The following is a 19,711-nucleotide window of genomic DNA, read 5'->3' on the forward strand; positions in this document are numbered from 1 at the left end:
CGATGATCTCCCGAGTGACCAGCCAGACCCAGATGCGCGCCGCGCAGGCGAACCTGCAGGCCAGCGCGCAGCGCCTTGCCCAGCTGCAGGAGCAGTCCTCGTCGCTGAAGACCATCAGCCGCGCGTCGGACGACCCCGCCCGTGCCGCGAATGCCCTTGCCGTGCGCGCCGAACAGCGCGCCACCGCCCAGTACACCCGCAACGCCGACAACGGAAACGGCTGGCTGACCACACTCGACGGTGCGCTCAGCGCGAGCACGACCATCCTGAACAAGGTGCGCGACCTCACCGTGCAGGGCTCCAACGCCGGCACCATGACACCGGCAACCAGGGAAGCCATCGCCGCGCAGATCGACGGGCTGAAACAGGACCTGCTCAGGCAGGCCAACGCGACCTACCTCGGCCGCACGGTCTTCGCCGGGAACTCCGACGCCGGCGTCGCGTTCGCGGCCGACGGCAGCTACTCCAGCGGCGCTGCCGCCGGGGCGGCCGTGCCGGTCGACCGTCGCGTGGGCGCCGGCAGCACGGTGCGGGTGGATGCCGACGGCGCTGCCGTCTTCGGCACCGGCGCGAACTCGGTGTTCACCCTGCTCGATACCGTGTCGGCCGCCGTGCGCAGCACCGACCCGTCCGTGAGCGTGGCCGTCAGCCTGGGCGCCATCGACAGCCGTCTGACCACGGTGATCGCGGCCAGTTCCGACGTCGGTGCCCGGCAGGCCCGGATCGAAGGCGCCAGCGCCGCACTGGCCACCCAGAAAGGCACCCTCGAAGCACAGCGCGTGCAGCTCGAGGACGCCGACCTGGCGACGGTGATCCTCGACCTCAAGCTGCAGGAGATCGCCTACCAGTCCGCCCTGGCCGTGACCGCCCGCGTGATTCAACCGACCCTGATGGACTTCCTCTCATGACCGCCACCCTGAATTTCGTTTCCCCGCCGCCCGGCCTGGCACCGCTGACCGACTTCCAGCTCAACGAGATCGCCGGCGCCGCCGGGCTCTTCGCCTTGCAGTCCGCCGACGACGAGCGCACCCGGCTGTTCGTGCTCGACGCGTCCGTCTACCTGCCGGACTACTCCCCGGTGATCTCCGACGAGCACGCACTCGCGCTCGAGCTCACCGACCCTGATCAGGCGATGGTGCTCGTGGTCACCAATCCGGGCGAGACCGGCACGACGGTCAACCTGATGGCTCCCATCGTGGTCAACGCGACCACCGGCCGCTGCGCCCAGATCATCCTGGACGGCCAGGACTGGCCGTTACGCGCCGAGCTCACCCCGCTCGCCGAGCCGGAACCCGCCGCAGGCTAGCGGCACGGAGCCGATGAGCTGCGCGTCGTCGAGCTGCGCGTCGTCTCGCCATGATGGCGCCGGCACGGAGCACGCCGGTATAGTCGGTACTGGCACCAGCGTTGGTGCCGGCGACCTCACCCCGCGACAGCCGTGGGCTCCGACAGCTCCCGGCTGAGGACGCACCCCAGCCCCTCGACCTGTGTCGAGGCCGCCGCCTGCGCTCGTGCGCACCGCGGCCACGCTCCAAAGGTGTTCCATGGGTGACAATTCCGCACTTCGATCGATCGAGGCGTCCTTCGTCGCATCCTCCCCCGTTCGCTCGCTACTGCGCCTGATGCGGCCGCACCGGGGGCAAGCTCTCACTGGCCACACTGGCGTTCCTGATCAAGGACAGCCCGGCCTGGCTGCTGCCGCCCATGACGACCGCCGTCATCGACATCGTCGTCGACCGCGGCCCCTGCCGCAGCTACGGTTCTGGGCGGCCTGCGCCCTCGCGCTGCTGAGCCTGAACTACCCGTTCCACACATCGAAGCCGGCCGCATCGTCGAACTCGGCAGCCACCACGAGCTGATGGCGCTCGGCGGCCGGTATTCGGCCATCGTCGCGCACCAGCAGGGCTGGCGAGCGTCCCGTTCCCCTCATCCCCCTCACCTACAGACCCTGCACCGACGCCCACACCCACTCCCCGAAAGGCAACCAGTGCCCCGCTTAGACATGTCCCTGCCCGAGCTCACGAAGTACCGCCCCGAGGTCGCCGAACCGGCCGACTTCGACGCGTTCTGGCAGCGCACCCTGGCCGAGGCCCGGCTGCACCCGGCCGAGCCACGGCTCACCAGGGTCGACTCGCCGCTGAGCGAGGTGGAGGTCTACGACGTCACCTTCAACGGCTTCGCCGGCGACCCGGTCAAGGCCTGGTTCCTGCTGCCCGTCGACCGCTCCGGCGTGCTGCCAGACCGCCTGCCCACCGTTGTCGAGTACAACGGCTACGGCGGCGGCCGTGGCTTCCCGCACGAGCGCCTGGCCTGGGTGACCAGCGGCTACGCGTACCTGTTCATGGACACGCGCGGCCAGGGCAGCGTCTGGGGCTCGGGCGGCGACACACCCGACCCGCACGGCACGGGCCCCTCCGCGCCGGGGTTCATGACCCGCGGCATCCACTCACCCGACGACTACTACTACCGCCGGGTGTTCACCGACGCCGTGCGGGCCATCGACGCCGTGCGCACCCTCGACAGGGTCGACCCTGAGCGGGTCGCGGTCTGCGGCGGCAGCCAGGGCGGCGGCATCGCCCTGGCCGCGGCGGGGCTGACCGACGGATTGGTCGGCGTGATGCCCGAGGTGCCGTTCATGTGCCACTTCGAACGCGCCGTGGGCATGACCGACAACGACCCGTACCAGGAGATCGTGCGGTACCTCTCGGTGCACCGGGACGACGTCGAGGCGACATTCGCCACCCTCGCCTACTTCGACGGCGTCAATTTCGCCAAGCGTGCCACTGCCCCGGCGATCTTCTCGGTGGGGCTGCTGGACCCGATCTGCCCGCCGTCGACGGTCTTCGCCGCGCGCAACCACTATGCAGGCAACGCCGAGATCGAGGTGTACCCGTTCAACGAGCACGAGGGCGGCCAGGGCTACCACTTCGTGCGCCAGGCCGCCTGGCTCGCCCGGCAGCTGGCCCCGCAGCCGGCGGGCTAGACCGCCCGCCCGGGGGCGACGGCCGGGCCGACTGTTGCCGCTGCGGACTTCTGCGCCCGGCGTACCAGACGCAGAAGTCCGCGCGGGCAACAGTTGCGGCCCTGGGGTACGCCGGCCCCGGTCAGCGCGGCGGCGGGATTTCGCCGGAACCGCGGTGGATGAGCCGGGTGGGGATCTCGACCTGCTTGGTGAACGAATCGGGGTCGGCCAGGTGCTCGAGGGCCAGCCGGGCGGCGGTGCGGCCGAGTTCCATGGGGTCGTAGGCCACGACCGAGATGTCCAGCGCGTCCGCCAGTTCGAAGTCGTCGAAGCCGATGAATGCCACCGGCGGCTCGAGATTGCGCAGCACCCGCACGGCGCCCGCGCTGCCCCGGTTGTTGCCGGCCACGATCGCCGTGGGCGGTTCAGGCAGCGCGAGCAGGCTCTGGACGGCCAGCTCCGGCGAGATGTCGGGGTCGTCGTCGAGGCGTTCCCACGCGGCGGTCTCGTGCACTCCCACCTCGCGCAGCGCCTCGCGGTACCCGGCCAGGCGCTCCCGCTGGGTGTACAGCGCGGACGGGTTGGAGATGAACCCGATCCTGCGGTGGCCGATGGCCGTGAGCGAGCGCACCGCCTCGGCCATGCCCCGGCGGTTCTGCAGCACCACGGAGTCGGCCAGGAGGTTACGGGCCGGCCGGTCGACACTCACGACGGGGGTGCCCAGCTGGCGTTCACCCTCGAGGTAGGACTGGTCGTCGGCGATCGGGATCAGGAGCAGAGCACGCACACGTTGGGAGATCAGGGCGTCCACCACCCGCTCCTCGCTGTCGGGCGAGTCATCCGTCGTGGCGAGCACCATGGTGAGGCCGCTGAGCGCCAGTTCGCGTTCGATGCCGGCGGCGACGTGGAAGTAGAACGGGTTCTTCAGGTCGCCGATGACGAACGCGACGGTGTTCGTCACGCCCCCGTGGCGCAGGTTTCGGGCCAGGTTGTTGGGCCGGAAGCGCAACCGCTTGGCGGCACTGAGCACCCGCTCGCGAGTGTCGGCCGAGACGTTTCCGGCACCCGCGAAGACCCGCGACACAGTCTTGGAACTGACTCCCGCCAGCATGGCCACGTCGGCCAGCGTCGCGCGCGATTGTGTCGTCATTAAATCTCCCCGGTTGCGTAGGTGTTCCAAACCGTGTGGGATCACCCAAATGTCAACGTAGGACATTTTGCGGACATCAGCAACAGAGCATTGTTTGCGATATGCGCGCGTTGCCCGCCGTTGCAGGCATCTGCGCCGCGCAAGCAACGAGAGGACAACGTCGGACAGCGTTGACATTTTCGATTGACGGGTCCCCGAGTTCGGGCCTAGCATGAGGCCCAACAGCATCGAGCAATGTCTGGAAACCCGTCATGGCTGCACACACCACGCCCCTGTCTTCCCGCACGCCCGTCACCCGGCTGCTCGACGCCGACTGGAGCGTCACCGCCCTGGCCGGACCGGTCCCCCAGAGCATCCGGCGACTGACGGTGCCCGCCACCGTGCCAGGCTCGGTGCACACCGACCTGCTGGACGCCGGCCTCATCCCCGACCCGTACCTGGACGGCAACGAGCAGCTGCTCTCCTGGATCGGGCTGACCGACTGGCGCTACAGCACCAGCTTCGTCTGGAACCCGGCCGACGCCGAGCGGACCGACCTGGTCTTCGCCGGGCTGGACACCATCGCCGAGATCGAGCTCAACGGGGTGTCGCTCGGTACCACCCGCAACATGCACCGTAGCTACAGCTTCGACGTTGGCGCCCGCCTCAAGGCAGGACTCAACGAACTCGTGGTGGTGTTCCGCTCCCCCGTCAAGGCCGCGGATGCCGCGAGCCTCGACCTCGGCTACCGCCCGCACGCGAACCACCACCCGTACAACGCCGTCCGTAAGATGGCCTGCAGCTTCGGCTGGGACTGGGGCATCGACACCTCCACCTCCGGGCTGTGGAAGCCGGTGACCCTGGTGAGCTGGTCGACGGCCCGCCTGGCGACGGTGCGGCCGATCGCCACCGTGTCCCAGAACGTGTCGCCGGCCGGTCGGGGTTCCACCGGGCAGGTGGAGGTGCACGTGGACGTGGACCGTGCCACGGAAACACCCGTCAGCATCACGGCATCCGTCGCCGGGATCAGCCGCACCGTGGAACTGCCGGCCGGGGCGACCGGCACCACTGTGAGCCTGAGCGTGCCGGACGTGGACCTGTGGTGGCCGCTCGGCTACGGTGAGCACCCGCTCTACGACCTGGTCGTCTCCCTGCATGCCGCCGGCACGGCGGCGGAACTGGACCGATCCAGCACCCGGATCGGCTTCCGCACCGTCGAGTTCGACACCACACCGGACGAGCACGGCACCCCGTTCACTCTCGTCATCAACGGGCAGCCGGTCTTCGTGCGCGGCGCCAACTGGATCCCCGACGACGCCTTCCCGCACCGGGTCACCATGGCCCGCTACACAGACCGTCTCGAGCAGGCCGAGTTCGCCAACATCAACCTGATCCGGGTGTGGGGCGGCGGCATCTTCGAGAGCGACGACTTCTACGACCTCTGCGACGAGCGCGGCCTCCTCACCTGGCAGGACTTCCTGCTCGCCTGCGCCGCCTATGCCGAAGAGGCCCCGCTCGGCGACGAGATCGAGGCCGAGGCCAGGGAGAACATCACCCGGCTCGCCGCGCACCCGTCACTGGTGGTGCTGAACGGCAACAACGAGAACCTCTGGGGGTTCGAGGAGTGGAACTGGAAGCTGCGCCTGGACGGCAAGACCTGGGGTGGCGGCTTCTACTACGATGTGTTCCCGGCCCTGGTCGCCGAGCTGGCCCCGCACATCGGCTACACGCCCGGTAGCCCGTTCTCGCCCGTTGCCGGCAGCATGCAGAACCACTCCGAGCCGAATGACCTGCACCCCAACGACCCCGAGCACGGCACCGTGCACATCTGGGACCTCTGGAATCAGCGCGACTACCCCGCCTACCGCGAGTACCAGCCCCGGTTCGTCGCCGAGTTCGGCTGGCAGGGCCCGCCCACCTGGTCGACCCTCACCGAGTCGATCCACGATGTGCCGCTGACCCCGGAGTCCCCGGGCATGCTCGTGCACCAGAAGGCCATGGAGGGCAACGTCAAGCTCACTGACGGGCTGCTGCCGCACCTGCCGTTGCCGAACGAGATCGGCGACTGGCACTGGGCGATGTCGCTGAACCAGGCCACCGCGATCAGCACCGCGATCGAGCACTTCCGCTCGCTCTTCCCGCACTGCATGGGCAGCATCGTCTGGCAGCTCAACGACTGCTGGCCGGTCACCTCCTGGGCCGCGGTGGACGGCTACGGCCGGCCCAAGCCGCTGCTGTACGCGATCAGGCACGCCTACGCCGACCGTCTGGTCACCATCCAGCCCCGCGAAGGCGGCCTGGCCGTCATCGCGGTCAATGACTCCGCCGACACCTGGAGCGGCGAGCTCCTGGTGCGGCGGTATACAGACACGGGAGCCGTCCTGGCCGAGCACACCGAGCAGGTCACCCTGCCGGCGCGGTCGACGGTGACCGTGCCGCTGCCCGCATCCGTGTCCGCGGCAACGCATGCGGCAGCGGAACTCCTCCGCGCCGACCTGGCCGGGGTGCGCGGGCACTGGTTCTTCGCCGAGGCCCGCGACAGCACCCTGACGCCGGGCGACCCCGAGGTGAGCGCCGTGCGCACCGACAGCGGCTACAGCGTGCAGGTCACCGTGCCGGTGCTCACCCGCGACCTGGCCCTGCTGGTCGACAAGGTCGACCCGAACGCCCTGGTCGACGACATGCTGGTCACCCTGCTGCCGGGCGAAAGCGTGGTCTTCACCGTCACCTCTCTGCTCGAGGTCGACCCGGAAGCCTTCACCACGGCGGCGGTGCTGCGCAGCACCAACCAGCTGGTGCGGCGGTGACGAACGCGGCCCGGCCCGGCGCGGCATCCGTTCTCAACGAACCGGTCTGCGGCATGACCTGGGGCTGGACCGGCGTGCGCGACACACCGACGGTCACCGACGAGGTGCGCTGGGCCATCCGCTGGGCGGCCTGGTTCCAGTCGTACACCGCCTTCATCCTGCACGCCGCCCGGCTCGCCGAGGAGGAGGGCGCCGAGATGCTCTGCATCGGCTGCGAGATGGTGCGCGCCGACGGCCAGGACGCACGCTGGCGCTCCCTGATCACCGCGGTGCGCGAGGTCTACAGCGGCTTGGTGCCCTACAACTGCGACACGTTCCAGGAGGACCACGTCACCTGGTGGGACGCCGTCGACGTGATCACGTCCAGCGGCTATTGCCCCATCGGTAGCTGGGACGAGCAGCTGAATTGCATCGAGACGGTGGTGACGGCCGCCGGAAGGCCGTTCTTCTTCATGGAGGCCGGCTGCCCGAGCCGCACCGGGTCGCCCGCCAAGCCCAACGATTGGGCCCTGCCCGGGGTGCCGTCCGGTGCCGAGCAGCTGCACTACTGCGAGGACATGTTCGCGGCCACCGGTCGGCGAGAATGGATGCGCGGCTTCATGCTCTGGGATTGGCCGACGACTCTGTACGCGGCGGCCGATGCGGCGCAGAACGACGACGACTGCGTCTGCGGCAAACCCGCCGCAGACTTCCTGGGCCGGGAGTATGCCTCCCGGATGGCCGCACCCACCACCGCACCACCCACCACAACCACACCACCCGCAAGAACGGACCACCCATGAGTGTCGAACCCCGCTCCCTCACCATCGACGCCGGCCAGACCGGCATCCGGGCGCGACTGCACACCGGCGACGGTAAGTCCTTCCCGTTCGAATTCGGCGGGATCCGCACCGACAGCGCCCTTATCCCCCAGCTCGGCGACGTCGTGGCCCGGGTGGCGTCAACGACCGACCAGCCGATCTTCACCGTCAGCGCCGGCATCTCTGGTTTTTCGAAGGCCGAAACCGACCCCGGTGAACTCCGCGCCTACGGTTCGGCGCACGGCGTTCACGAGGTTTTCCTGGCGCACGACTCCGTCACGAGCTACCTCGGCGCGCTGGGCGATGAGCTCGGCGTGGTCGTCGCCGCCGGAACCGGCGTGGTCACCCTCGCCGTGGGCGCCGACGACGTGGCCCGCATCGACGGCTGGGGCAACCTGATCGGTGACGCCGGCAGCGGCTACTGGCTCGGTCGCGCGGCCCTCGATGCCGTCATGCGCGCCTACGACGGCCGAGGCCCGGCGACAGCGCTGTCCGCGGTCATGCGCCGGGAGTTCCCCAACCTCGAAATGGCCTACCTCGACCTGCAGGCCGATCCGCTGCGGGTGAGCCGCATCGCCGCCTACTCCCGTCAGGTCACCGAACTGGCCGCAACGGATGCCGTCGCCGCCGCCATCTGCGACGGTGCCGCCGCGGAACTGGTGCTCTCCGCCGCCACCGGGCTCCGCCGGGTCGGTGAAGACACGCGCCCGTCCCCCGTGGTCTGCGGTATCGGCGGGGTGCTGCGCGCCCCCGAGGTCTCCGCCCGGTTCGAGCAAGGCTTGCGCGCCCTGTGGCCGGACGTCGACATCCGCCCCGCCATCGCCAACGCCCTCGACGGCGCCGAGTACCTGTCGCGGCTGGCTCCCACCAGCGCCCTGCGCGACCGCATCGCCACCTCGATCGGCTAGCCGCCCCAGCCCAGTGCAGGATGCATAACTCCTGCAGTTCTTCCCCGCGGCCCGGCGGAGGCCCGAATCTGCGGGCCTCGTCAACGGATGCGGAGAATCCAGCAGGAGTTATGCAACTCCCGGGCCGGAAAAATGCCGGGCGGTAACCCGAGCTAGAGCAGCTGGAGCAGGGCGGCCTCGAAGGCGACCCAGGGCAGCATGGCGCACTTGACCCTCGCCGGGTACTTGGAGACGCCGGCGAACGCGGCGGCGTCGCCCAGCACCTCTTCGTCGGGTTCGATGGTGCCGCGGGAGCGGAGCATCTCCCGGAACAGGTCGAGCATGGCTTCGGACTCGGCGACGCTGGTGCCCCGCACGGTGTCGTTGAGCACCGAGGCCGACGCCATCGAGATGGAGCAGCCGACACCGCGCCAGGCGAAGCCGTCGATCTGGGCATCCGCCCCGGCACCGGACAGGGCCACCCGCACGGTGATCTCGTCACCGCAGGTGGTGTTCACCTGGTGCGACTGCGCCCGGCGCAGACCGTCGGCCGAGGCGACCTGAGCGGCGTCGTCGAGGTCCGACAGCTCGGCGACGGCGCCGTGGGCGGACTTCGCGTGGTCGAGGATGATCTGCTGGTACAGCTGCTGCATGGCGGACGAGGTCATCGGGACACCCCGAAGAACGGGCCGACCTCGGCGAGCACGACCAGGAACCGGTCGACCTCGTCGTCGGTCGTATACAGGTAGGTGCTCGCGCGAGTAGACGCCGTGACGCCGAGCTTTTTGTGCAGCGGCTGGGCGCAGTGGTGGCCGACCCGCACGGCGATGCCGGTCTCGTCGAGGAACTGGCCCACGTCATGCGCGTGCACGCCGGCGACATCCACCGCGACCAGGCCGATGCGTTCGGCGCCCCGGCCGGGTCCGAGCAGGCGCACGCCGGGGATGGCGGTGACGCCCTCGACGAGGCGGCGGCCGAGCTCGGCTTCGCGGGTGCGGATGCGGCCCATGCCGGTGTGGCTGAGGTAGTCGACAGCCGCGGCCAGGGCGATGGCCTGGGAAATGCGCTGGGTGCCGGCCTCGAACCGCTGCGGCGGGGCGAGGAACTCAGCGGTCCCCATGTCGACGGTGGTGATCATCGAGCCGCCGGTGAGGAACGGCGGCATCGCGGCCAGCAGCTCGGCCTTGCCGTAGAGCACGCCGATGCCGGTGGGGCCGAGCATCTTGTGCCCGGAGAACACCGCGAAGTCCACGTCGAGGGCGGCGAGGTCGAGGGCCAGGTGCGGCGCCGACTGGCAGGCGTCGAGGAACACGAGGGCGTCAACGGCGTGCGCCATGGCCACGAGGTCGTCGATGGGATTGATGGTGCCCACGACGTTGGAGGCGTGGGTGACCGCCAACAGCCTGCTGCGGGAGTTCAGGATCTCGGCGGCGGCGGCGAGGTCGAGAGTGCCGTCGGGCAGCACCGGTATGAAGCGGAGGGTGGCGCCGGTGCGGAGTGCCAGCTGCTGCCACGGGATGAGGTTGGAGTGGTGCTCCATCTCGGTGACGACGATCTCGTCACCGGCGCCGAGTGCGAACCGGGCGGCGGCGGGGCCGCCGAGGCCGAGGGACGCGTTGGAGAACGAGTACGAGACGAGGTTCACGCCCTCGGTGGCGTTGGAGGTCCAGACGATCTCGTTCTCGGAGGCGCCGACGAAGGCGGCCACGGTGGCGCGGGCGGCCTCGAACACCTCGGTGGCCGCGAAGGCCAGGGTGTGCGCGCCGCGGTGCACGGCGGCGTTGCGCTGTTCGTAATACTCCTGCTCGGCTTCCATCACGCTGATCGGGTTCTGTGAGGTGGCACCGGAGTCGAGGTAGGCCAGCGGATGCCCGTTGACGAGCTGGTGCAGCACCGGGAAGTCATTGCGGATGCGCAGCACCTCGTCGTGGCTCAGGGTCTGGTCATGCAGGCTCTGGCCATCCGGGGTCCGGTCATGCGCGGAGGCAGGGGGTGGTGCGACGAACGTCATACTTCAGGGTACCGCCACCTGCCAGGCCCCGGCAGAGGATGACGGCAGGATACGCAACAACGAAGGTGGCCGGCCGGCCGGGCGCGGTTCAGGCCTAGGCTGGAAGCCAGCAGAAAGGGCCGATATATGCCGCACGTTCCCCTCGTTTCACCGGGACCGCCGCTCACCCCGGCCCAGCGCCAGCGCTACGCCCGCCAGCTCTCGCTCGAGCAGGTCGGCGACCTCGGCCAGCGCCGCCTCGCGGCCACCAGGGTGCTGATGATCGGTGCCGGCGGACTCGGCTCCCCGGTGCTCACCGCACTGGCCGCCGCGGGCGTCGGCACCATCGGCGTCGTGGACTCCGACAGCGTCGAGGTCTCGAACCTGCACCGCCAGACCATCTACACGATGGCCGACCTGGCCCGGCCCAAGGCCGAGGCCGCCGCGGCCGCCCTGCGCGCGCACAACCCGCTGATCGAGGTCGTTGCGCACCAGACGCGCCTCACGGCCAACAACGTTCTCGCCCTGATCGCCGGCTACGACATCGTGATCGACGGCACCGACAACTTCGCCACCCGACACCTCGCCCACGACGCCGCGGCCCTGCTGCACAAGCCATACATCTGGGGCTCCGTGCTGCGCTTCGACGGCCTGGTCACGACGTTCTGGGTCGACGGGCCGACCGGCGGCACCCGCCTGGAGGACCTGTTCCCGAGCACCCCTGGCGCCGACGAGGCCGAAACCTGCGCCATGGCCGGCGTGCTCGGCTCGGTGTGCGCCGGCATCGGCGCGATGATGGCCAGTGAGGCCCTCAAGCTCATCGTGGGGTTCGGCGAACCGCTGTTCGGCCGGCTACTGGTGCTCGACGGCCTCGACGCCTCCTGGCGGGAGGTGCCATACGGCGCGGCCGCCCCGGCCGGCACGGTTCCCACCGATTCTGTTCCGGTCGATTCTGTTCCGGTCGGTTCTGTTCCGGTCGATTCTGTTCCGGCCGACGCCGCCTCGGCGGCCGCGACCGCCACGACCGGCGATTCCGAGCCCCCCGCCGCCGTCCCGCCCCGCGACACCAGCCACAGCCAGGTGCACACCCGCCCGGTCCCGGTGCCGCCGCGCGCCGGCGCACCGGCTCCCGACGAGGTCACCTCGGCCGAACTCGCCGGCCTGCTCGCCGACCGGCAGGCGGGCACCGTCGACTTCGTGCTCGTCGACATCCGGGAGCCCTGGGAGCGCGACATCGTCGCCATCGACGGTTCGGTCCTGGTGCCGATGGCGCAGCTACTCACCGACGAGGCCGGCACGGTGATGAAGCCGGACGACCGCATCATCCTGTACTGCCACCACGGCACCCGTTCCGAGTACGCCCGTGAGGTGCTCCGCGACAACGGCTGGGCGGCGGTCAGCCACCTCGCGGGCGGCGTCGACGACTGGGTGCGCCGGATCGAACCGGACAAACAGCGCTACTGATCGATCCCGCCGCTGGCCGCGCCGCGCCGGGCGCACACGCGGGGTGGTTGCCGGGTGACGCCCCGGTTATGGTGTGCGCACCGGGCCCAGTGCGCGGAATCACAACACAGCAGCTGAGAGGTGGTCATCATGGGCGATGACAAGCGTTCAACGGGGAGAACGGCGGGAAGCACGGCGGGGAGCACGGTGACAGGCTCATGCGGAAGCAACGAGGCCGTAGACCGTGGCTTCCTCGGCACCCTCGAACCCCTGATCATCCGGGCCGCCGACGGGCGGGTGGTCTGGGAGATGGAGTCCCTCGCCTTCCTCGCCGGCGAGGGGTCGGAGAACGTCCACGACGGTCTCTGGCGCCAGAGCGCCCTGACCGCCAGGCACGGCCTCTACCTGGTGACGGAGGGCATCTATCAGGTGCGCGGCTTCGACCTCTCGAACATGACACTCGTCGAGGGCGACCACGGCGTCATCGTGATCGACCCGCTCATCTCCGCGGAGACCGCGGCGGCCGCGCTGGCGCTCTACCGCAGCCATCGCGGCGACCGCCCGATATCGGCGATCGTCTACACCCACGCGCACGTCGACCATTTCGGCGGCGTGCTCGGCGTGGTCGAACCAGACTCCGGCATCCCCATCGTCGCCCCCGAGCATTTCCTCGACAACGCGGTGTCGGAGAACGTCTACGCCGGAACCGCGATGTTCCGCCGCGGCTACTATTACGACGGTCATCCGCTGGCCCGGAAGGCCTCCGGCCGGGTCGGCATCGGCCTGGGCGCCGGCGGGTCAACGGGCAACATCGGCCTGATCGTGCCCACCCTCGACATCACGGAGACGGGCCAGGAAGAGGTGATCGACGGCGTGCGGATCATCTTCCAGCTCACTCCCGGCACCGAATGCCCGTCGGAGATGAACCTGTACCTCCCGGCGCAGCGCGCCCTGTGCATGGCCGAGAACGCCACCCACACCATGCACAACCTGCTCACCCTGCGCGGCGCGCAGGTGCGGGACCCCCGTATGTGGTCCCGCTACCTGGGTGAGGCCACCGAGCTGTTCGGCCACCGGTCCGATGTGGAATTCGCCTCGCACCACTGGCCGACCTGGGGAACGGACGCCATCGTCGCCTTCCTCACCGAGCAGCGCGACCTCTACGCCTACCTGCACGACCAGACCGTGCGCCTGATGAACCAGGGCCAGACCGGCAGCGAGATCGCCGAGGACTTCGAGATGCCGCCGTCACTGGCCCAGAAATGGCACACCCACGGCTACTACGGGTCGGTGAGCCACAACGTCAAGGCGATCTACCAGCGCTACCTCGGCTGGTACGACGGCAACCCCGCCCACCTGTGGCAGCATCCGCCGACCGCCGCGGCCATTCGGTACGTCGACGTGATTGGCGGGATCGCGGCCACCCTCGAGCACGCCAGGCGTTACCTGGATGCCGGCGACCTGCGGTTCGCCGTGGAGCTGGCCAGTCACGCCGTCTTCGCCGATCCCGGTGACGGTGCGGCCCGGGAGCTGCTGGCGACGGGCCTGGAGCGGCTGGGCTTCGGCGCGGAGAACGCCACCTGGCGCAACGTCTTCCTCACCGGGGCGACCGAGCTGCGCTACGGCGTGGGCCGCAACGATCTCAGTGCCGGTGGCCTGCTCGGCGCTCTCACCGTCACCCAGCTTTTCGACACCCTCGCGATCCGGTTGGTGGGTCCGCGGTCGTGGAACGAGAGCTTGGCCATCAACTGGGTGATCACGGACACGCGGGAGCTCTACAGGCTGGAACTCAGCCACGGAGCACTGATCCACTTTCCGATCAATAAGCCCCGCCCGGCGGACCTCCATGTGCGCATCACTCATGCCCGGCTGGCCCAGGCCCTGGCCGGCGGTTCCTTCAGCGGGGTGGACATGACCGGGGACGCCGGTGCGTTGCCGAGGCTGTTCGCGCTGCTGGACAGCCCGGATCCGGCGTTCGCCGTCGTGACTCCCTGACGCGCCGGGTGCGTGTCAGCCGCCGGCGAACGGCGGCAGAACGTCGAGCCTGTCGCCCTCGTCGAGCACGCGGGACCTGTCGGTGGTCGCCGATCCGTTGACGATGAAGGAGCAGCGGGCGAAAACGGCGGGCGAGGTGCTGCCGAGATCCTGGAGGAAGGCGCCGATGGTGGCCCCGGCGGGCAGCTCGCGGGTCTCCTCCGCCACCCCCGTCGCAGCCTTGGCCGCGGCGTAATAACGCACCTGCACCTGCATGGTGATGAACCCTTCGTCGGTGGGCGGGCCGCACGTGCCGGCCCGTTCGTCCAGCCTACGACGGGTCACCACTCCGGTGCGGCGCGCAGGGCGTAGTGCAGTTCGACGAGGCCGTCATTGAAGGACCGCGCACCGCGCAGGTCGAGAACGGCGGGGTCGGTGTCGGCCGGGAACACCCCGCGGCCGGCGCCGATCACCACGGGCATCACCACGAGGCGCACTTCGTCCACCTCCCCGGCAGCGAAAAAGGTCCGGCTGAGGCTCAGGCTGCCCCACAGCACGACGATTCCGGCGGTCTCGGCCTTGATCCGGCGGATGGCCTCGACGGCATCGCCGCACTCCAGGGTGGCCGCGGGCAGGTCGCCCCACGGAGCGTGGCTGAGGGTGCGGGAGAAGACGTGGCGACGCAGGGCGTTGAGCGGGCCGGTGATGACCTCGTCGGCCGCTTCCGGTGTGGGCCAGAAGCCCACGAACATCCGGTAGGTGTTGGCGCCGAGCACCATCGCCTCGACGCCGTCGAGCCAGGTCACCTGGCTTTGGTCGAAATCGTCGGTGCCGCCGTCGAGAAGTTCGTATGCCGTGAACTCGTTGTCGAGGTTGGCCGCGAAGCCGTCGAGGGTCACGAACTGCTGCACCACCAGGTGTCCCATGAGTTGCCCTTCCGTACGTCGACACCGTCCGTCGACACCGTCCGTCGACTCCGTGTGTCAGCGCCGTCTTCCGGCACCGCGTATCCGAGGCACGATACGCCCGGGCCGATCCCCCTTCAAGCAACCATCGGTGCCGGCCACGGCGTGATCCGTCGCGCCAACGGTCTCGTGGCGGCGAACTGCGGCAAGATGGTGGCATGACCGCGCGCACGATCGACCAGCACCGGGAGGCCGTGGCCTCGCTTCTCGCGCCGCTTTCTCAGGACCGCGCCACCGAAGTCCTCCCCCTCTCGAGTGCCCGGCTGACCGGTGACCCCGACAGCTACCGGGCCAGGACTCTCGCGAGCGCCGTGTACTCCCCCGTGGCGCTGCCTCCATTCGACAACTCACAGATGGACGGCTATGCCGTGCGCGCCGAGGACCTCGCGGCCGCCTCGGAGCTCTTGCCGACGACCCTCGCCGTGGCCGGCCAAATCGCCGCGGGCGACGCCGGCGGGCACCTGGGACCGGGAACAGCCGCCCCGATCATGACGGGTGCGCCGATCCCGGCGGGCGCGGATGCCGTGGTGCCGATCGAGCGGGCCGATCCACCCCGCTTCCTGCCGCAGGAACCTGACGGGTCCGCCGCTGGGAGCGTCTCGTTCTCCGCCCCGGTCCCGGTCGGCTCGTTCGTGCGCTCGACCGGCAGCGACGTGCGCCCCGGCGACCGGCTGCTCGACGCGGGAACCCGGCTCGGCCCGGCCCAGTACGGGGTTCTCGCGGGTACCGGCCTGACCTCGGTTCCCGTGCTCCGGCGCATCCGGGTGCTGCTCGTCGCGACCGGCCACGAGATTCGCGACGCCGGCGAGAGCCTGGCCGGCGGCCAGATCTACGACTCCAACAGCGTCATCCTCGGCCAGGCCCTGCTGGATGCCGGCTGCACGGTGACCGCCCGGCCGTGCCGCTCCGACGATGCCGCCGACCTGCTCGCCCTCCTCGCGGACGCCCCGGAGGTGGACCTCGTGGTCACCGTCGGCGGGGTCAGCGCCGGCGCCCGGGAGGTGGTGCGCGATGCGCTCGGCCCGCTCGGTGTGACGTTCCAACACGTCGCCATGCAGCCCGGCGGACCGCAGGGGCTCGGCGAGATCAGCGCGCCTCGGAACACCAGGCCTACCAGCACTGCGCCTGTCAAGACCGTGCCCGTGATCACCTTCCCCGGCAACCCGGTGAGCGCGCTGATCTCGTTCGAGGTGTTCCTGCGTCCGGTGCTGCGCCGCCTGGCCGGACTGCCCGGTCCCGACCGGGAGCTGCGGAGCGCCCCCCTCGCCGCTCCGGTGGAGTCGCCGCCCGGTAAGCACCAGCTACGGCGCGGCATCCTGCGCCCCGACGGCGCACTCGATCTGGTGGGCGGTGCGAGTTCGCACCTCCTGCACGCCTATGCCACCGCGACGGTGCTTGTGCACCTGCCCGTCGGGGTCGGCAGTGTCGCCGCGGGCGATCTCGTGGACTATTGGAGTATCGATGACTGAGACCACGCCGAACCAGAAGCAGCCGAATCAAGCCGTGCCGGACGAGGCCCAACCCGCACAGCTCAGCCACGTGCGCGCCGACGGCGCCGCACTCATGGTGGACGTGACCGACAAGCCCGTCACGAAACGACGCGCCACGGCCACGGCCACGCTGATCACCCGGCCCGACGTGATCAACCTGCTCGTCGCCGGCGAACTGCCCAAGGGCGAGGCACTGGCCGTGGCCAGGGTGGCCGGCATCATGGGCGCCAAGCAGACCTCGGCGTTGATTCCGCTCTGCCACCCGCTGCCGCTGAGCGGTGCCACCATCGACTTCGCACCCGGCGACGATCGTGTGGTCCTTCGTGCGACGGTGAAGACCACCGGTGTGACCGGTGTCGAGATGGAGGCGCTGACGGCGGTGTCGGTGGCGGCGCTCACCCTGTACGACATGATCAAGGCCGTGGACAAGCACGCGGTGATCACCGACATCTCGGTGCTGGCGAAGTCCGGCGGCAAGAGCGGCGACTGGAGCACCGAGTGAGCGCCGCCGCGAAGCCGACGAGCGAGTCCGGCGCCGCTCGGGCCGGCGGGCGCACCGGGCAGGTGATCGTGGCGTCGACCCGCGCGGCCACCGGTGTGTACACCGACCGCACCGGACCCGTCATCGACGGCTGGCTGCGCGAGCATGGCTGGCTCGTCCTGGACCGGGCCGTCGTCACCGACGGCGAACCCGTGGGCGACGCCCTGGCCGCGGCCATCGAGGCCGGCCTCGACCTGGTCATCACGACCGGCGGCACCGGCGTGAGCCCGACCGACCAGACCCCGGAGCAGACCCTGCCGTTCCTCGACCGCCAGTTGCCAGGCATAATGGAGGAGCTGCGGCGTCGCGGCACCTCCGCCACACCGCTCGCCGTGCTCTCGCGCGGCTACGCCGGCATCGCCCGCGGCCGCACGGTCGTGATCAATCTGCCCGGCTCCACCGGTGGTGTGCGCGACGGCCTGGCCGTGCTCGGTGAGGTGCTCGACCACCTCATCGACCAGGTGCGCGGAGCCGACCACGCCGCAGCGCCGGCCGCTGACACGGGCCGGGCCGCACCGGCCAGGGCCGCACCATCCAGGGCCGCACCGGCCACGGCCACCCCCCGCAATGGCATACTCCCCAAGGACCTCCGTCATGGCCACTGAGCCCACCCCGAATGCCGAAACACCCGTCCCCGAGGCCCCGGGCCTGGTGCTGTTCGCCCGCGTCGACGACACCCCGATCACCGTCGACGAGTGCACGGATGCCGTGGGCGACGCCACCGCCGGCGCCGTCGTGTCGTTCGCGGGCGTGGTGCGAAACCACGACGAGGACCGGGGCGTGACCTGGCTGCGCTACAGCGCCCATCCGAGCGCCCAGACGGTGCTCGAGGAGGTCGCGCACGAGGTGGCCCTGGCGCACCCGGGCTGCCGGATGGCCGCCGCGCACCGGGTGGGCGACCTGGGCATCGGCGATGTGGCGCTGGCCTGCGCCGTGGCGTCCGCGCACCGGGCCGAGGCCTTCGCGGCCTGCGCGGCCCTGGTCGACGAGATCAAGGCCCGCGTTCCCATCTGGAAGGAGCAGGGCTTCACCGACGGCAGCACCGAGTGGGTCGCCGCGCTCGGCTGACCGCCCGCCCCGCCCGTGCAACTGTTCCTGAATCGGACGATTGCGTCTGGTGTGCGGGACGCAATCGTCCGCACGGGCAACAGTTGGGCCCAGATCACCCCTCAAAAACTGGGGATCGACTGAGGGCCGCGTGGCCGGTTTACACGGCCGACACAATGCTGCGCTTGACTAGGGATGTCGGCGCCCGCGAGGGCGCCCCTCGGCGGCGCCCACAGGCCCGGCGACACCCAGGATGCCCTGCATCCTCGATCATGGGAGGCACAGATGGACCTGAGCACCGTTGCGGCCATCACCCCCGCCCGTACCCGCGCCGACCTGGCCGCGCTCGGCGCGACCGTGGTGCCGCTGGCCGGCGGCTCCGAGCTCTTCGCCGACCCGCGCATCCACCTCACCGGCCTCGTCGACCTGCAGACCATGGGCTGGCCGGCGCTCACCATCGACGCCGACGGTCTCGAGATTGCCGCCACCTGCACCCTCGCCGAGCTGTCACGGATGCCCGCGGAGCCCGGCTGGATCGCCCACCCAGTCTTCCACCAGGCCTGCACCGCCCTGTTCGGCTCGTTCAAGGTCTGGAACGTGGCCACCGTCGGCGGCAACCTGTGCACCTCGCTGCCCGCGGGCCCGATGATCTGCCTCACCGCCGCCCTGGACGCCGAGGTGCTGATCTGGCGCGCCGACGGCACCGATGAGCGACTGCCCGCCCTGGCCTTCGTGACAGGCAACACCACCAATGTGCTCGAGCCCGGCGACGTGCTGCGCTCGATCCACGTCCCGGCCGCCGCGCTGGCCGCCCGCACCGCATACCGCAAGATCGCTCTGTCCCCGCTCGGGCGGTCCGGTGCCGTGCTCATGGGCCGGCTCGACACCGACGGCGCCTTCGTGCTCACTGTGACGGGCGGCACGGTGCGTCCGGTGCAACTGCGCTACCCCTGGCTGCCCGACCCGGCCGACCTGGCAGCCGACATCGAACGTCTCGACGCCTGGTTCACCGACGCGCACGGCGCCGCCGACTGGCGCCGTGCCATGAGCGGGCTGCTCGGCGAGGAGATCCGTTCGGAACTGGCCGCTCCGGGCGACCACATCACCACCGGCGATGGGAGCCGCGCATGAAGCTGACCGTGAACGGCGGCCCGGTCGACGCGCCGGCCGCGGCCGGCCAGGCCCTCCGCAGCTACCTGCGCGAGCAGGAACACTTCGAGGTCAAGAAGGGTTGCGACACCGGCGACTGCGGCGCCTGTTCGGTGCTCGTGGACGGCACCCCGGTGCACTCCTGCATCTACCCGGCCTACCGGGCCGCGGAACGCGAGGTCACCACCGCCACGGGCATCGGCGGCCCGGAGAACCTGGCCCCGATCCAGCAGCGCTTCATCGACGCGGCCGGCTTCCAATGCGGCTTCTGCACGCCCGGCATGATCGTGACGGCGTCGACCATCCAGGAGCACCAGCTCGACGACCTGCCCCGCCTGCTCAAGGGCAACCTGTGCCGCTGCACCGGCTACCGGGCCATCGACGACGCCATCCGCGACCGGCACACCCCGGCCGGCGGCGGCTGCGGGCACGACCACGAGCAGACCGGCCTCGGCCCGGTGCGCGCCACCCGCCCGCGCACCACCGCCGCCAGCACCACGGCCGCGCGCACAACGGCCGCGCGCACC

Annotated in this window: 20 protein-coding genes; 14 read left to right on the forward strand and 6 right to left on the reverse strand. The window is 70.5% G+C overall.

Annotation, left to right across the window (positions count from 1 at the left end; translation table 11 throughout):
- Window positions 1-14: 14 nt before the first annotated feature.
- Window positions 15-908: a flagellin N-terminal helical domain-containing protein gene (locus E3O42_RS17745; protein ID WP_338144960.1), complete on the forward strand. Its 894-nt coding sequence runs from the start codon at window positions 15-17 to the stop codon at window positions 906-908.
- Window positions 905-1,306, forward strand: coding sequence for a flagellar assembly protein FliW (locus tag E3O42_RS17750; RefSeq protein WP_134455491.1), 402 nt, complete (start codon window positions 905-907; stop codon window positions 1,304-1,306). Before E3O42_RS17745 ends, E3O42_RS17750 begins: the two co-directional genes overlap by 4 nt.
- 492 nt (window positions 1,307-1,798) lie before the next feature.
- Here the strand turns inward: E3O42_RS17750 and E3O42_RS18775 are convergent, their stop codons facing one another.
- Window positions 1,799-1,930, reverse strand: coding sequence for a hypothetical protein (locus tag E3O42_RS18775; RefSeq protein ID WP_255455159.1), 132 nt, complete (start codon window positions 1,928-1,930; stop codon window positions 1,799-1,801).
- 57 nt (window positions 1,931-1,987) lie between these two features.
- On the opposite strand from E3O42_RS18775, the gene E3O42_RS17755 reads away from it, so the two are divergent.
- Entirely contained in the window at window positions 1,988-2,983 is a 996-nt protein-coding gene (locus E3O42_RS17755; RefSeq protein ID WP_134455492.1) for an acetylxylan esterase, read from the forward strand.
- A gap of 121 nt (window positions 2,984-3,104) precedes the next feature.
- On the opposite strand, the gene E3O42_RS17760 is transcribed toward E3O42_RS17755, so the two are convergent.
- Complete coding sequence (locus E3O42_RS17760) at window positions 3,105-4,112, reverse strand: LacI family DNA-binding transcriptional regulator (protein ID WP_134455493.1); 1,008 nt, start codon at window positions 4,110-4,112, stop codon at window positions 3,105-3,107.
- 251 nt (window positions 4,113-4,363) lie between these two features.
- Between E3O42_RS17760 and E3O42_RS17765 the strand changes: the two genes are divergently transcribed.
- From E3O42_RS17765 to E3O42_RS17775, 3 genes are read left to right on the forward strand one after another with little or no spacing between them, the layout of a single operon-like run.
- A complete protein-coding gene (locus E3O42_RS17765) occupies window positions 4,364-6,898 on the forward strand; it encodes a glycoside hydrolase family 2 protein (protein ID WP_134455494.1) in 2,535 nt (844 codons plus the stop codon).
- Window positions 6,895-7,680, forward strand: a complete 786-nt coding sequence (locus E3O42_RS17770; RefSeq protein WP_420897900.1) for a glycoside hydrolase family 113 — start codon at window positions 6,895-6,897, stop codon at window positions 7,678-7,680. The genes E3O42_RS17765 and E3O42_RS17770 overlap by 4 nt, the downstream gene beginning before the upstream one ends.
- Window positions 7,677-8,606, forward strand: coding sequence for a BadF/BadG/BcrA/BcrD ATPase family protein (locus E3O42_RS17775; protein WP_134455495.1), 930 nt, complete (start codon window positions 7,677-7,679; stop codon window positions 8,604-8,606). The genes E3O42_RS17770 and E3O42_RS17775 overlap by 4 nt, the downstream gene beginning before the upstream one ends.
- A gap of 152 nt (window positions 8,607-8,758) precedes the next feature.
- Here the strand turns inward: E3O42_RS17775 and sufU are convergent, their stop codons facing one another.
- Window positions 8,759-9,253 carry a Fe-S cluster assembly sulfur transfer protein SufU gene (gene sufU / locus E3O42_RS17780; protein ID WP_134455496.1) on the reverse strand — a complete coding sequence of 165 codons (495 nt, stop codon included), beginning with the start codon at window positions 9,251-9,253 and terminating at the stop codon, window positions 8,759-8,761.
- Window positions 9,250-10,596 (reverse strand): aminotransferase class V-fold PLP-dependent enzyme, encoded by a 1,347-nt coding sequence (locus E3O42_RS17785; RefSeq protein ID WP_134455498.1) that lies wholly within the window; start codon window positions 10,594-10,596, stop codon window positions 9,250-9,252. The genes sufU and E3O42_RS17785 overlap by 4 nt, the downstream gene beginning before the upstream one ends.
- A 126-nt stretch (window positions 10,597-10,722) precedes the next feature.
- Between E3O42_RS17785 and E3O42_RS17790 the strand changes: the two genes are divergently transcribed.
- The gene (locus tag E3O42_RS17790) at window positions 10,723-12,039 is read left to right on the forward strand and encodes a ThiF family adenylyltransferase (RefSeq protein WP_134455499.1); all 1,317 of its coding nucleotides are present in this window, start codon (window positions 10,723-10,725) and stop codon (window positions 12,037-12,039) included.
- 129 nt (window positions 12,040-12,168) lie between these two features.
- Window positions 12,169-14,013, forward strand: coding sequence for an alkyl/aryl-sulfatase (locus E3O42_RS17795; RefSeq protein WP_134455500.1), 1,845 nt, complete (start codon window positions 12,169-12,171; stop codon window positions 14,011-14,013).
- Between the two features lie 15 nt (window positions 14,014-14,028).
- On the opposite strand, the gene E3O42_RS17800 is transcribed toward E3O42_RS17795, so the two are convergent.
- The gene (locus tag E3O42_RS17800) at window positions 14,029-14,337 is read right to left on the reverse strand and encodes a MoaD/ThiS family protein (RefSeq protein ID WP_241984913.1); all 309 of its coding nucleotides are present in this window, start codon (window positions 14,335-14,337) and stop codon (window positions 14,029-14,031) included.
- Window positions 14,334-14,918 (reverse strand): dihydrofolate reductase family protein, encoded by a 585-nt coding sequence (locus E3O42_RS17805; protein ID WP_134455501.1) that lies wholly within the window; start codon window positions 14,916-14,918, stop codon window positions 14,334-14,336. The genes E3O42_RS17800 and E3O42_RS17805 overlap by 4 nt, the downstream gene beginning before the upstream one ends.
- Window positions 14,919-15,115: 197 nt before the next feature.
- Here E3O42_RS17805 and E3O42_RS17810 point away from each other — a divergent pair, with 197 nt between their 5' ends.
- The 6 genes from E3O42_RS17810 to E3O42_RS17835 all read left to right on the forward strand — a co-directional run.
- Window positions 15,116-16,426, forward strand: coding sequence for a molybdopterin molybdotransferase MoeA (locus tag E3O42_RS17810; RefSeq protein ID WP_134455502.1), 1,311 nt, complete (start codon window positions 15,116-15,118; stop codon window positions 16,424-16,426).
- Entirely contained in the window at window positions 16,419-16,949 is a 531-nt protein-coding gene (moaC, locus tag E3O42_RS17815) for a cyclic pyranopterin monophosphate synthase MoaC (protein ID WP_134455503.1), read from the forward strand. Before E3O42_RS17810 ends, moaC begins: the two co-directional genes overlap by 8 nt.
- Complete coding sequence (locus E3O42_RS17820) at window positions 16,946-17,593, forward strand: MogA/MoaB family molybdenum cofactor biosynthesis protein (RefSeq protein WP_134455505.1); 648 nt, start codon at window positions 16,946-16,948, stop codon at window positions 17,591-17,593. Before moaC ends, E3O42_RS17820 begins: the two co-directional genes overlap by 4 nt.
- The gene (locus tag E3O42_RS17825; protein WP_174844292.1) at window positions 17,583-18,056 is read left to right on the forward strand and encodes a molybdenum cofactor biosynthesis protein MoaE; all 474 of its coding nucleotides are present in this window, start codon (window positions 17,583-17,585) and stop codon (window positions 18,054-18,056) included. Before E3O42_RS17820 ends, E3O42_RS17825 begins: the two co-directional genes overlap by 11 nt.
- A gap of 264 nt (window positions 18,057-18,320) precedes the next feature.
- Window positions 18,321-19,166 (forward strand): FAD binding domain-containing protein, encoded by an 846-nt coding sequence (locus E3O42_RS17830; protein ID WP_134455506.1) that lies wholly within the window; start codon window positions 18,321-18,323, stop codon window positions 19,164-19,166.
- Window positions 19,163-19,711: (2Fe-2S)-binding protein (locus E3O42_RS17835; RefSeq protein ID WP_134455507.1), on the forward strand; the 549-nt coding region annotated here is incomplete at its 3' end. The genes E3O42_RS17830 and E3O42_RS17835, both read left to right, overlap by 4 nt.

It is taken from the genome of Cryobacterium adonitolivorans, from assembly GCF_004402695.1.
Classification (GTDB): Bacteria; Actinomycetota; Actinomycetes; order Actinomycetales; family Microbacteriaceae; genus Cryobacterium; species Cryobacterium adonitolivorans.